The following is a 13,328-nucleotide window of genomic DNA, read 5'->3' as shown; positions in this document are numbered from 1 at the left end:
GTCGAATGAGTGGCGAGCGTGAGAACAAGAACAACCAGTCGTCGGCAGACAAGTCGATTGATCGCAGAAATCTCCTACTGGGTACGTCATCCATCGTCGCTGCGGCGACCTTTACTTCACAGGCACTGGCGCAAGCACAGAAGGCTGCGCCAGCCCCCGCAGCAAGTTCGACGCCCTCAGGCCGCAAGCCCAACATCCTGGTCATCTTCGGCGATGACATCGGGCAGACCAACATCAGCGCCTATTCGTTCGGCGTGGTGGGGTACAAGACGCCGAACATCGACCGTATCGCCCGCGAAGGCATGATGTTCACGGACTATTATGCCGAGAACAGCTGCACCGCGGGGCGATCGACGTTCATCACCGGTCAAGCATGCTTGCGGACCGGCCTTTCCAAGGTCGGTGCGCCCGGCGCTCCGGTCGGGCTTCAGAAGGTCGACATCACCATTGCCGAAGCGCTCAAGCCGCTGGGTTATGCGACGGGACAGTTCGGCAAGAACCACCTCGGCGATCTCGACGAATATCTACCGACCAATCACGGCTTCGATGAGTTCTTCGGCAATCTGTATCATCTCAATGCCGAAGAAGAGCCGGAGCAGCCTTTCTGGCCGAAGGACGATCAAGCGTTTCTCAAGGCCTATCATCCACGCGGCGTCATCCGTAGCGTTGCCGGCGGCAAGATCGAGGACACGGGGCCGCTGAACAGGAAGCGGATGGAGACGATCGACGACGAGACCACGGCCGCTGCGATCGAATTCATGAAACGGCAGGTGCAGGCCAACAAGCCCTTCTTCACCTGGATGAACGCGACGCGTATGCATGCGTTCACACATGTCCGCGAGTCGATGCGCGGACAGAGCGGCATGGTGGGCAATGAATACGCGGACGGCATGCTGGAGCATGACGGAGATGTCGGCAAGCTCCTGACAGCGCTCGACGAGCTCGGCATCGCCGACAACACCATTGTCGTCTACACCACCGATAACGGCCCCAATCAATGGTCGTGGCCGGATGCCGCCACGACACCGTTTCGCAGCGAGAAGGACACCAATTGGGAAGGTGCCTTCCGTGTCCCCGCGATGGTGCGTTGGCCGGGCAAGATCAAGGCAGGTGAAGTTTCAAACCAGATCTTCTCCGGTCTCGATTGGTTCCCGACGCTTCTCGCCGCCGCCGGCGATGCCGATATCAAGGAACGATTGCTCAAGGGCTGGCAGCCAGCCGGCAATCCGACCACTTTCAGGAACCATCTCGACGGCTACAACCAACTGGACTACCTGACCGGAAAATCGTCCAAGAGCGCACGCTCCGAGTTCTACTACTTCAACGACGATGGCGATCTGGTGGCCATGCGCTACGACGATTGGAAGATCGTCTTCGCCGAGCAACGGCGGCCGGGCGGAATGGTGGTGTGGGCGAATCCCTTCACGACGTTGAGGGTGCCGAAGATATTCAATCTCCGGATGGATCCGTATGAGCGCGCGGATATCGTCTCCGACCAATATTACGATTTCCTCGCCAGGAACGACTACATGATGGTGAAGGGGCAATTGAAGGCTGCGGCCTTTCTGCAGACGTTCGCCGCGTATCCGCCGAGTCAGCGCCCAGCAAGCTTCAACGTCGAGGGCGTTCGCAAGGAGGTGAACAAGGCGATCGACAAGTCCTTCAGGGATCGCGGCATCGAGAAGTAGCTCCGACATCGCCGCCGGCCGCCATCATGCCGGCCGGCGTTCCGCCTGACGAGCTGCCGGCCCCCACACCCGGCAAGCAGAGTTTCGGGATGCGAAAGGAAATGTATCAGCTCCTCCACCGTTGTGCGCTGACCTTGCTCATTGCGGGATCGCTTTGCGGTGCAATGAGCCGAACCACCCGTGGCCAGTCAGATCCGCTGCCATCCTGGAACGATGGCGCGGCGAAGACGGCGATCACCGGGTTCGTCGCGGGAGTGACCAAAGACGGCGGCGCGGACTTCGTTCCGCCGGCGGAGCGCATCGCCGTGTTCGACAATGACGGCACGCTGTGGTGCGAGCAGCCGGCTTATTTCCAGTTCGCCTTCGGCCTGGACAGCGTCAAGGCGATGGCGGCTACACACCCTGAATGGAAGCAGCAACAGCCGTTCAAGGCGTTCCTCGCCGGCGACAAGCAAGCCCTTGCCGCACAAGGACAGCAGGCCCTGCTGACGCTCGTCGCCGCCGCCCATAGCGGCATGACGACGAGACGCCTACGCAGCCTCGGTCGCCGACTGGCTGGCCCGCGCGCAGCACCCACGTTTCAATCGCCCCTACAACGAGCTCGTCTACCAGCCGATGGTGGAACTGCTCGCCTACCTGCGCTCGAACGGCTTCAAGACTTTCATCGTCTCCGGCGGCGGCGTCGAGTTCATGCGGGTGTGGGCCGACAAAGCTTACGGCATTCCGCCCGAACAGGTGGTCGGCTCATCCGGCATGACGCAATTCAAGATCGACATCGACGGCAAACCCATCCTGATGAAGCTGCCCAAGGTCGAGTTCATCGACGACGGCCCCGGCAAGCCGTCGGGCATCAATCGCTTCATCGGCCGCCGCCCGGTCCTCGCCTTCGGCAATTCGGATGGCGACCACCAGATGCTGCAATGGACGGCGGCCGGCTCTGGCCCGCGCTTTCTCGGCATCGTCCATCACACCGATGCTGCCCGCGAATACGCCTACGACCGCCAGTCCAAGATCGGAAAGCTCGACAAGGCCTGGGACGAGGCAGTTCAGCGCGGCTGGACCGTGGTGGATATGGCGAAAGACTGGAAGACGGTATTCGCGTTCGAAAGCGGCAAGGCAGGAGCTTCGCAATGACAAGCACATCGCGGCACGGGACGTCATCAGCCAAAACACAACAAGGGAGGAATGAAGATGTCTGAACGCATGAGCGCATTTCGGTTGACGGGCTGCCTGCTGGCACTGGCAACCGCGGTTTCTCTTCCGGTCGGTATGGTGTCCGCGGCGCCGCTCCAACCGAGGGCAATCCAGCAAAACGCGATTGGATCGTCCGATCTCATCGAGATCCGGGCCGCCGGTCGCCGTGGCGGCGCCGCTGTGGGGCCGCGCGGGGGTGCCGTGGTCCATCGCGGCGGCGCCGTCGTCGGACCGCGGGGCGCGGCCTATCGCGGCGGCACCGCAGTGGTCGGACCGCGCGGCAACGTTGCGGTTCGCCGCACCACGGCCGTGGCCGGGCGCGGCGCATGGGCGCGGCCCGGCCATTATTACTGGCCGAGAGGCGGCGCAATCGCCGCCGGTGCGGCGATCGGATTTGTCGCCGCCGCAACGGCCGCCAGTTGGGCGGGCGCGGCACCCGCCCCCGGCATGTGCTGGTACTACACCGATCCATCCAGGACGCAGGGCTTCTGGGACTACTGCCCGTAACGATGCGATGAACATGGAGACGCGATATGACGGGACACATTCGCCAAGGCGGACTCGCGATTGCGCTGGCGGTGACGGGCCTTGCCGCCCAGCCTGCCCTTGCCGATTCCGGCGGTGTCAGCTTCTGGCTTCCGGGCATCTTCGGCAGCCTTGCCGCCGTGCCGGTGACGCCCGGATGGGCCTATTCGACGATCTACCTTCATCTGCAGGAGAAGGCCGGCGGCGGCCAGAACTTCGTCACCAGCGGCGGCATACCTGGGGCCGTGACCGCCGGCCTCAACGCACATGCCGATGCGCTGGTCATGGGGATCACCTACACCTCGCCGATGCCGGTGCTTGGGGGCCAGGCCGCCTTCACTTTGCTCACCGCGCCCGGGAATATCGGCGTCGGCATCGACGCAACGCTGACCGGTCCCCGCGGCAACGCGATCTCCGGGACAGCCACCGACAACCGGACCACGCTGACCGACGTGTTCTACCAGGGCACGCTGAAATGGAATCAGGGCGTCCACAACGAACTGGTCTACATCACCGGCAACATCCCCAGCGGCACCTATGACTCCACCCGGCTCGCAAATCTGAGTTTCGGCTTCCCCGCGATCGACGCCGGCGCCGGCTACACCTATCTCGATCCTAAGACGGGGCATGAATTCTCGATCGTCGGCGGGCTCACCTACAGTTTCATGAACGGCGCTCTTCAGTACCAGAACGGCATCGACTTTCATGTCGACTGGGCCGCCTCGCAGTTCGTGAGCAAGAACGTCCATATCGGCATCGCCGGCTATTTCTTCCAGCAGCTCACCGACGACAGCGGTCCCGGCGCCAAGCTCGGGGGATTCAGGGGGCAGTCGGTCGGCATCGGTCCGCAGATCGGGTTCATGATCCCGATGTCCGATGGCTATCAGGGCTACCTCAATGTCCGCGGCTACAAGGATCTGGAGGTCGAGAATCGGCCGAAGAGCTGGTCGACCTGGGTCACCTTCTCGGTGTCGCCGGCGGCGTCGGCGCCCGCCGCAGCCAAACCCATCGTTCGCAAGTACTGAGAAGGCCTCAAGCAACTCCGATGACCGGAGACCGGACCAGCAAGCGCGAATTCCGTATCGGCTTCCAGACATCGATCATCACGGTGTTCGTTGGCGCGGTCCTGCTCGTGGGCCTGACGCTGGTCTATCTCAGTTTCGAGCGCGTGACTGTCATCACCAAGGCGGCGGCCTCCAGCTTCATCGAGAAGGTCGCCCAGCTCGGCGCCGATCATGTCGACGAGCAGTTCAAGAATGTCCGCGACAATCTCGACATCCTGTCCGCCCTGCCGCCGATCCAGGAAGCCGACATCGCCGACAATTCGCGGCTCTACAGCCTGATGGCGGCGATGCTGCGCAACAACCCGCAGCTGTTCAATCTCTATGTGGGCTACGAGGACGGCTCGTTCATCGAGATGGACGTGATCGACCGCGCCAAGCCGGCCTTCCGGGCTAGTCTGAATGTGGATCAGGATGCGGCTTTCCGGCTGGTCCTGATCTCACGCACGGCCGGTGCTGCGCCGGTCACGCAGTATCTCTCCGAGAACCTGATCCAGGTCGCGGAGGTCCCCGGCCCTACCGGCTACGATCCGCGACAGCGGCCCTGGTATGTCGAGGCGTTCAGGAACGACAAGACGCTGCTGACGGGTCCCTACATCTTCTACGCCACGGGCGAGCCGGGCTACACCCTGCGGATCCCGCTGAAGGAAGGACGCCGCGGCGTCGTCGCAGGCGACGTTCTGCTGAACCGGTTCGAGGCCATGCTTGCGCAACAGAAATTGGGGCCATCGGGGCTCGCCTTCCTTTTCGATGATGCCGAGCGCATCGTCGGCCACCCTGAGATGAACCGGCTGATGGCGGAGGTCCCGGAACGGCAGGACGACCTGCCACAACTCGGCGCGCTCAAATTGCCCGAGCTGGCGCCGATCATCCGGTCCTGGCGGGACGACGGTCCGGCCCAGCAATTCTTCGCCGACGCAGCGGGGCGGACCTACGTGGCAGCGGTCCACCGGCTCGATACGACCGGCTCGGCCAACGTCCGCCTGGCGATGATCGCACCGCTCGATGAATTCTATGCCCAGATCATCAACGAACGCCGCACCCTGTTCGCGCTCGCGCTCGGCTTCGTCGGCGCCACGCTTCCGTTCGCATTCTGGCTGGGATCCCTGATGGCGCGCCCTCTGCGCAAGCTGGTCGAAGAGACCGACGCGATCCAGCGGTTCGAGATCGCGGAGCGGCCGCGAGATCCACTCTGCGATCTCCGAGATCGAGGAGCTCGGCCGCTCGGTGTTCACCATGCGCAGCGTCGTGCGCAGCTTCGCAAGCTTCATTCCCCGCCAGATCGTGCGGCAGCTGATCGAAACCGGCGCTTCGCTTGGCCTCGGCGGCTCCAGGCGTGAAGTCACCGTGCTGTTCACCGACGTCGCCGACTTCACCGCCAAGACCGAGCGCGCCGACCCCTCGCAGGTGATGATTTTCACCTCACGCTACTTTGCCGCACTTTCGGACGAGATCATGCGGCACCAGGGCACGATCGACAAATACATCGGCGACGCCGTGATGGCATTCTGGAATGCGCCTGCGGATGATCCTGATCATACCGTCAATGCCTGCCGCGCCATCCTAGCATGTCTTGCGGCAAATGATGCACTCAACACCGAATTTCGCCGCGAGGGCTGGCCGCCCTACGACACCCGGTTCGGCCTGCACGTCGGCGACGCAGTGGTGGGAAATATCGGCTCCAGCGACCGCATGAACTACACGGCGCTCGGCGCCACCATCAATCTGGCGTCGCGGCTCGAAGGCCTGAACAAGAACTACGGCACGCGCGTGCTGGTCAGCGCAGCCGTCCGTGCGCGCGCCGGCCATGCGTTCCTGTTTCGCAGCGTCGACAGCATCCGGCCGAAAGGATTCGCCGACGCGATCGAGGTCAGCGAGTTGCGCGGTGAGCTCGCCCATGCGCACGAGGCCGACATTGCGATGTGCCGGCGCTGGGACGAGATATTCGCCTCGATCGTGCGGGACGGCGCGTCCGAGACGACCCTGGTCCGGCTCTCCGGCTTCCTGCACGACTATCCCGGCGACAGCATTGCGCAGTTTCATGCGCAGAGGTTTCGCACCGCGTCCCAGAATGCGGGCGCGGCGGCATGAGTCCCCTCCCCGCCAGCCGCCGCCAATTGTTGCGATGCGGCGCGGCGCTGGCTGCAGCCTCGTTGCTCGGCGCGCCCGCAATCGCGCAGGCCCGCACCAAAGTCCGGCTCGGCTATCTGCACGTGGTCGCGGTGGACGGGCACATCTGGACCGGCCTCGATCGCGGCTCGTTCGACCGCGAAGGGATTGATTTCGTGCTGCATGAGTTCAATACCGGGCCCGAGATCTTCGAGGCGATGGCAAGGGGCGAGCTCGATGTGCTCTCGGCAGGCGCCGTCATATCCAGCTATCTGGCACTCGGCCGCGGCCGCGGCTTTCTCGTCAACGACATCGAAATCGCGACGGCCCAATTGTGGACCCGGCCGGCGCTCGGAGTGAACCGGGTCGCCGATCTCAAGGGAAAGCGGATCGCGACGACCATGAAGACCACGGCGCACATTTTCCTCGACCGGGCGCTGCGGGCCAACAACATCAATCCGTCCGAGGTCGAGATCGTCAATTCGAGCATGCCGGACGCCGTCAAGGCGTTCATCACCGGCGACGTTGCGGCCGTCGCGCTCTGGGTGCCGTTCAACATCGCCGTCCGCGAAGCGCTGCCGGACGCCGTGAAGCTGGTGGACGCCTCCGCGTTCTATCCGCAATCCGCCGTGCTTGGCGGCTGGGCTGCGCGGACGGACTATCATGCCGGCAACAGGGACGTGTTGAAACGAATCGTGCGCGCCTGGGCGGATGCGAACGACTACATGCTCCGCAACCCGGCGGCTGTGGAGGCGCTGCAGGCTCACTACAATACGTCACGGCCCGCCGACATCGCCGAGGCCTTCAAGGCGCAGAAGCTGTATTCCTCGCGCGAGTGGAAACGGCTCTATGCCGACGGAACGGTCGTGAAATGGCTGCAGCAGGTCAGTGACTTTTTCATGACGGATGCCGGCGTCACCGGCGCGGAGCGCGCGTCGGATTATTTCGATACACAGCTCTATCTTTCGGCGGTTGGCTAAAGCCATTCCGCAGCTCGGAACGCGGCGTCGACTTGAACGATCGTCCGCAAACCAATTCCACTTGCGAGCCTGCCCGAACCGGCGCAGCATCCGTTGCCGGCCTCAGGCCGAACATCACGCGCGAAAAATCGTGCGGATCAAAACAGAAACTGGAGGAAACCAATGACACCCAACGTCTCCCGCCGGTCCCTGCTCTCCTTCGGCGCCGGCCTTGGCGCCAGCGCATTGCTCGGCGGCAGTGCGCTCGCACGCGCGCCCAAGCTCGGCACCCAGACGCCCTACTGGCACCGCTTCACGCTCGGCGATGCCGAAGTGACCGTCGTCTCCGACGGACCGCTGCCGCTCGGCGATCCCTCCGGGACCTTCACCGGCGTTCCCAAGGAGGAGGTGAAGAAGATGCTGGCCGACAATTTCCTGTCGCCGGACAATGTCGTGCTCGAGCAGAACTCGCCGATCGTGAACACCGGCGACAAGCTCATCCTGTTCGATACCGGCATGGGTAGCTCGAAAATGTTCGGCGCCACCACCGGGCGGCAACAGAAGAGCATGATGGAGGCCGGCATCAAGCCTGCCGACATCGATGCCGTGGTCTGCTCGCATGCCCATATCGACCACATCGGCGGCATCGTGGATGCCGACAACAAGCCGTTGTTTCCGAACGCGCAGATCTACATCTCCCAGACCGATTTCGACTTCTGGACCGATGAAGGCAAGCTGGGGAGCCCGGCGAAGGACTTCGTCGTGCACGCCCGCAAGAACCTGCTGCCGGTCCGCGACCGCATCGTGTTCTTCAAGGACGGCCAGGAATTCCTGCCCGGCATTCAGGCGATCTCCGCGCCCGGCCATACCGTCGGTCACTCCATTTTCATGGTCTCCTCGGCCGGCAAGTCCTTCGCGTTCCTCGGCGACCTCTCGCACCATTCGGTGCTGCTGCTGGAGCGGCCACGGATGGAGTTCTCCTACGACACCGACCCGAAGCAGGCGGCCGAGTCGCGCGTCAAGCTCCTCACCATGCTTGCGGCCAACAGGATCCCCGTGATGTCCTATCACTTCGCCTGGCCGGGCTACGGCCACGTCGCCAAGGCCGGCGACGGCTTCCGCTACTATGCCGAGCCGATGCAGATGAATTTGTAGCTCGTCGGACCGGATCCGGGTGGCGCATGCGCCGCCCGGCTTCGGCGATGCTCGCTACTCCGCGGGTTCCGCGACCGCGCGAGGCTGCGAGGCGACCGTGTCCGCCCGAGCGCCGGGGAATATCCGGCGGACCAGGACGAACAGCGCCGGCACGAAGAAGATGCCGAGACTGGTCGCCGCGATCATGCCGCCGGCGACTCCGATGCCGACCGCATTCTGGCTGGCGGAGCCCGCGCCGGTCGCCACCGCCAGCGGCAGAACGCCGAGGATGAAGGCGAGCGACGTCATCAGGATCGGGCGAAGGCGCTGACGCGCCGCGTGCAGGGTCGCATCGACGAGGCTGCGGCCGGCGGCGATCTGCTCCAACGCGAACTCGACGATCAGAATCGCGTTCTTCGAGGCGAGGCCGATCGTCGTGAGCAGGCCGACCTGGAAATAGACGTCGTTGGCCTGATTGAAGAGCGTCGCGCCAACCAGCGCGCCGAGCACGCCGATCAGCACCGTCAGCATCACCGCGAACGGCACCGACCAGCTCTCGTAGAGCGCGGCGAGGCTGAGGAAAACGATCAGCAGCGAGATCGAATAGAGATACAGCGTCTGGCTGCCGGTCAGCCGCTCCTGGAACGACAACCCGGTCCATTCGTGGCCGTAGCCCTTGGGCAGCTTCGCCATCTGCTCTTCCACCGCCTGCATGGCCACGCCCGAGCTGATGCCCTGCGCCGCCTGCCCCTGAAGCTCGACGGCGGCAACGCCGTTGTAGCGCTCGAGCCGCGGTGAACCGAAGCTCCAGCGATTGGTGGCCAGCGCGGAGAACGGCACCATGGAGCCCGAGGCGTTGCGCACATACCAGCGGCCGATGTCACTGGTATCCATGCGGAACGGCGCATCGCTCTGGACATAGACCTGCTTGACGCGCCCGCGGTCGATGAAGTCGTTGACATAGGCCCCGCCCCAGGCCGCCGACAGCGTGGTGTTGAGATCGCTGAGGTTCACGCCGAGCGCCGTGGCCTTGGCCTGGTCGACGTCGAGGTTGAATTGCGGCGTGTCGTCCTGGCCGTTCGGCCGCGCCTGCGCCACGCGCTTGTCGGCCGCGAGTTGGCCGAGCAACTGGTTGCGCGCCTGGATCAGCGCCTCATGCCCCTGCCCGCCGGTGTCCTGGAGATAGACGTCGAAACCGCCGGCATTGCCGAAGCCGGGAATCGAGGGCGGCAGAACCGCAAACACCATCGCGTCGCGGATTTTTGCGAACGCTCCCATGGCGCGGCCGACCACGGCCTGCGCCGAAGCCGCCGCGTCCTTGCGTTCGTCGAACGGCTTCAGGTTGACGAAGGCAAGGCCAACGTTCTGGCCCTGGCCTGAAAAGCTGTAGCCGCTGACCGCGAAAACGCCCTGCACGGCGTCCTTCTCGTGGTCGAGATACTGTCGCTCGACCTGCTTGATGACATCGAGCGTGCGGGTGGCGGTTGCGCCGACCGGAAGCTGGATCAGGGTGATAACCGTCCCCTGATCCTCTTCGGGCAGGAACGAGCTCGGCAGCCGCTGGAACAGGAACACCATGCTGGCGACAATGGCCGCGAAGGCGATGATCACTGCCGTGATCCGTTTGATCGCGGCGCCCGCGGTGCGCTGATAGCCATCGGCCATGCGGTCGAAGCCGCGGTTGAACAGCCCGAAGAAGCCGCGCTGCGCACCGTGATCCCCAGGCGGCTTCAGGATCGTGGCGCACAAGGCCGGCGTCAGCACCAGCGCCACCAGCACCGACAGCAGCATCGCCGTGACGATGGTGAGCGCGAACTGCCGGTAGATGATCCCGACCGAACCGTTGAAGAACGCCATCGGGATGAACACGGCCGAGAGAACGACGCCGATGCCGACCAGCGCGCCGGTGATCTCGCGCATCGATTTCTCGGTCGCCTCGCGCGGGCCGAGTTTCTCCTCGGCCATGACGCGCTCGACATTCTCGACCACGACGATGGCATCGTCGACCAGGAGGCCGATCGCCAGCACCATCGCAAACATCGTCAGCGTGTTGATCGAATAGCCGGCGAGCGAGAGCACGCCGAACGTCCCCAGCAGCACCACCGGCACCGCGATGGTCGGGATGATGGTCGCCCGCCAGCTCTGCAGGAACACGAACATCACGACGAAGACGAGCGCGATCGCCTCGAACAGCGTGTGCACGACCTTCTCGATCGACAGCTTCACGAACGGCGTGGTGTCGTAGGGGTAGATGACGCGAAGCCCCTCCGGCATGGTCGCCGTGAGCTGGGCGATGCGCGCCTTCACCGCTTCGGAGGTCGCGACCGCGTTGGCCCCGGTGGCAAGGCTGATGCCCATACCTGCGGCGGGCTTGCCGTTGTAACGCGCGACGGAATCGTAGGACTTCGAGCCGAGTTCGACACGCGCGACGTCGCCGATGCGGACCGTCTGTCCGGTCGATGCGGTGCGGAGGATGATGTCCTTGAACTGCTCGACAGTCTGAAGACGGCTCTGCGACGTGATGGTGGCATTGAGCTGCTGGCCGCCGACGGCCGGCAGGCCGCCGAGCTGACCGGCCGTGACCTGGGTGTTCTGGGCCTGGATCGCCGTGGTGACGTCGCCCGGCATCAGATTGTATTTGGCCAGCTTGTCGGGATCGAGCCAGATCCGCATCGCGTATTCAGCGCCGAACAGTTGCACCTGGCCGACGCCCGCAATGCGGCTGATGGGGTCGTTGATCGAGGACGCGACATAGTCGGCGATATCGCTGGCGCTGAGCCTGCCGTCCTCGGAGACGAAGCCGAGCACCATCAGAAAGCTCGACGACGACTTCACGACCTTGATGCCCTGCAACTGCACCACCTGCGGCAGCAAGGGGGTGGCGAGCTGGAGCTTGTTCTGCACCTGCACCTGGGCGATGTCGGCGTCGGCATCGTTGGTGAAGGTCAACGAAATCGATACCGCGCCGGTCGAGGTGCTCGACGACGACATGTATTGCAGATTGTCCAGGCCGGTCATGTTCTGCTCGATGACCTTGGTCACCGAGTTCTCTGCGGTCTGGGCATTGGCGCCGGGATATGTCGCGGTGATCGTGACCACGGTCGGCGCGATCTGCGGATATTGCGCGATCGGCAGGCGCATGATCGCCAGCACGCCGCCCAGCATGATCAGGATGGCGATAACCCAGGCGAAGATCGGCCGCTTGATGAAGAAATGCGACATGGCTGTTATTGCTCCGCTGCGGGAGTCGCGGGCCGCGCATCGGCCTGCCGCGTCGGGTTCACCGTGAGGCCGGTCGCCGGATCGACCGCGACCTCGACGGTCTTCACGGCCGCGCCGGGACGCACCTTCTGCGTGCCATCGACGACCAGGCGATCGCCGGATTTGGCGCCTGACTGCACCAGCCAGTTGCCATCGACCTCCTCGCCGAGCTCCAGCGTTCGCTGCTCGATCTTGCCGTCCTTGTCGACGAACATCGCGACCGCCTGCCCGAGTGGATTGCGCGAGACAGCCCGCTGCGGCACCAGGATCGCGGCCGGATCGACGCCGGCAACCACGCGTGCGCGCACATACATGCCGGGCAGCAGCGCCCGCTCGGGATTGTCGAAGATCGCGCGCGAGGAGACCGAGCCGGTGTTCTCGTTGACGCTGGCATCGGTGAAACCGTACTTGCCCTTGTGGCCATAGGTCTTGCCGCTCTCCATCAGCAATTCGACCTGGACGCCCTCGGCCGGACGCTTCAGCTTTCCGCTCGCGATCTGGCTGCGCAGCCGCTCCATTTCCGAGGTCGACTGGTCGAGATCGACGTAGACAGGGTCGAGCTGCTGGATCGTTGTCATCGCGGTCGCCTGGCTCGCCGTGACCAGCGCGCCGGGCGTGATGGTCGACTTGCCGATCCGGCCCGAGATCGATGCGGTGACCTTGGTGCGGTCCAGCGAGATCGCGGCGGTGTCGCGGTTGGCCTGCGCCGCATGCAGGTCGGCCTCGCCCTGCTTGTAGGCGGCGACGGCATCGTCGACGTCCTGCTGGCTCGCCGCGTTGGTCTGGAGAAGCTGAGTCTTGCGCTGGGCCTTCAGCTTCACGCTGACGAGAGTTGCCTCCGCCTTCTGCACCGCCGCGTCGGTGCTCGCCAATGCCGCCTTGTACTGGACGGGATCGATCTCATAGAGCTGAGCGCCCTCCTTGACCTCGGTCCCTTCGACGAAATCGCGCTTGAGCAGGATGCCCGTGACCTGGGGACGCACCTCCGAGACCTGATAGGCAACGACGCGGCCCGGCAGGACCGTCGAGATCTTCGCCTCCTGCGGCTTCAACGTGACGACGCCGACTTCAGGCGCCATCTGTTGCGCGGCCGGCGCCTGGCTCTGCTCGCCGCAGGCCGCGAGCGACAGCAAGGCGAACAACGGAACAATGCGGACGACCGGGGCAAGCATCATGACAATCCATGGACGATTTGGCCAGCGCCGCCGAGGCGGCGATCTGGCAGGAAACATTCGGAAACTCTTCAGTTTCCTTTTGGAAACTTGGTAGTTTCCTTCCTTGAAGTCAAGTGATAGGCTGGAGGCAGAATTCCGGATCAAGCGGTCGTGATGCAGCGGATGTTTAACGGCAGGTTTACATGACGAGCCAATCCAGCAGTCGCAGGCGTACCGGCGGCA

General features: G+C 64.2%; 9 protein-coding genes and 1 pseudogene. 8 read left to right on the top strand and 2 right to left on the bottom strand.

The features are described 5' to 3' along the window. The first annotated feature begins 5 nt into the window (after positions 1-5). From ACQ86E_RS30115 to ACQ86E_RS30080, 8 genes and pseudogenes are all read left to right on the top strand, one after another. Complete coding sequence (locus ACQ86E_RS30115; RefSeq protein ID WP_431203057.1) at positions 6-1,688, top strand: arylsulfatase; 1,683 nt, start codon at positions 6-8, stop codon at positions 1,686-1,688. A gap of 164 nt (positions 1,689-1,852) precedes the next feature. Further along, positions 1,853-2,822, top strand: a pseudogene (locus tag ACQ86E_RS30110) (HAD family hydrolase). A gap of 57 nt (positions 2,823-2,879) precedes the next feature. Further along, positions 2,880-3,389 carry a hypothetical protein gene (locus tag ACQ86E_RS30105; protein WP_431203056.1) on the top strand — a complete coding sequence of 170 codons (510 nt, stop codon included), beginning with the start codon at positions 2,880-2,882 and terminating at the stop codon, positions 3,387-3,389. Between the two features lie 26 nt (positions 3,390-3,415). After that, positions 3,416-4,432 carry a SphA family protein gene (locus ACQ86E_RS30100; RefSeq protein WP_431203055.1) on the top strand — a complete coding sequence of 339 codons (1,017 nt, stop codon included), beginning with the start codon at positions 3,416-3,418 and terminating at the stop codon, positions 4,430-4,432. A gap of 20 nt (positions 4,433-4,452) precedes the next feature. Continuing rightward, positions 4,453-5,808: a cache domain-containing protein gene (locus tag ACQ86E_RS30095; protein WP_431203054.1), complete on the top strand. Its 1,356-nt coding sequence runs from the start codon at positions 4,453-4,455 to the stop codon at positions 5,806-5,808. Then, the gene (locus ACQ86E_RS30090) at positions 5,705-6,559 is read left to right on the top strand and encodes an adenylate/guanylate cyclase domain-containing protein (RefSeq protein ID WP_431203053.1); all 855 of its coding nucleotides are present in this window, start codon (positions 5,705-5,707) and stop codon (positions 6,557-6,559) included. Before ACQ86E_RS30095 ends, ACQ86E_RS30090 begins: the two co-directional genes overlap by 104 nt. After that, entirely contained in the window at positions 6,556-7,557 is a 1,002-nt protein-coding gene (locus ACQ86E_RS30085) for an ABC transporter substrate-binding protein (protein ID WP_431203052.1), read from the top strand. The genes ACQ86E_RS30090 and ACQ86E_RS30085 overlap by 4 nt, the downstream gene beginning before the upstream one ends. Before the next feature lie 162 nt (positions 7,558-7,719). Continuing rightward, positions 7,720-8,691 carry an MBL fold metallo-hydrolase gene (locus ACQ86E_RS30080; protein WP_431203051.1) on the top strand — a complete coding sequence of 324 codons (972 nt, stop codon included), beginning with the start codon at positions 7,720-7,722 and terminating at the stop codon, positions 8,689-8,691. 54 nt (positions 8,692-8,745) lie between these two features. Here the strand turns inward: ACQ86E_RS30080 and ACQ86E_RS30075 are convergent, their stop codons facing one another. Both ACQ86E_RS30075 and ACQ86E_RS30070 read right to left on the bottom strand, forming a co-directional pair. Further along, on the bottom strand, positions 8,746-11,892 hold the full coding sequence (locus ACQ86E_RS30075) for an efflux RND transporter permease subunit (RefSeq protein ID WP_431203050.1): 3,147 nt from the start codon (positions 11,890-11,892) through the stop codon (positions 8,746-8,748). Positions 11,893-11,897: 5 nt separating this feature from the next. Further along, positions 11,898-13,103 (bottom strand): efflux RND transporter periplasmic adaptor subunit, encoded by a 1,206-nt coding sequence (locus tag ACQ86E_RS30070; protein WP_431206599.1) that lies wholly within the window; start codon positions 13,101-13,103, stop codon positions 11,898-11,900. Between the last annotated feature and the right edge of the window lie 225 nt (positions 13,104-13,328).

It is taken from the genome of Bradyrhizobium betae, assembly GCF_050632175.1.
Classification (GTDB): Bacteria; Pseudomonadota; Alphaproteobacteria; order Rhizobiales; family Xanthobacteraceae; genus Bradyrhizobium; species Bradyrhizobium betae_B.
Note: the sequence above shows the minus strand (reverse complement) of the source record. Positions and strands in the feature narration are given on the sequence as shown.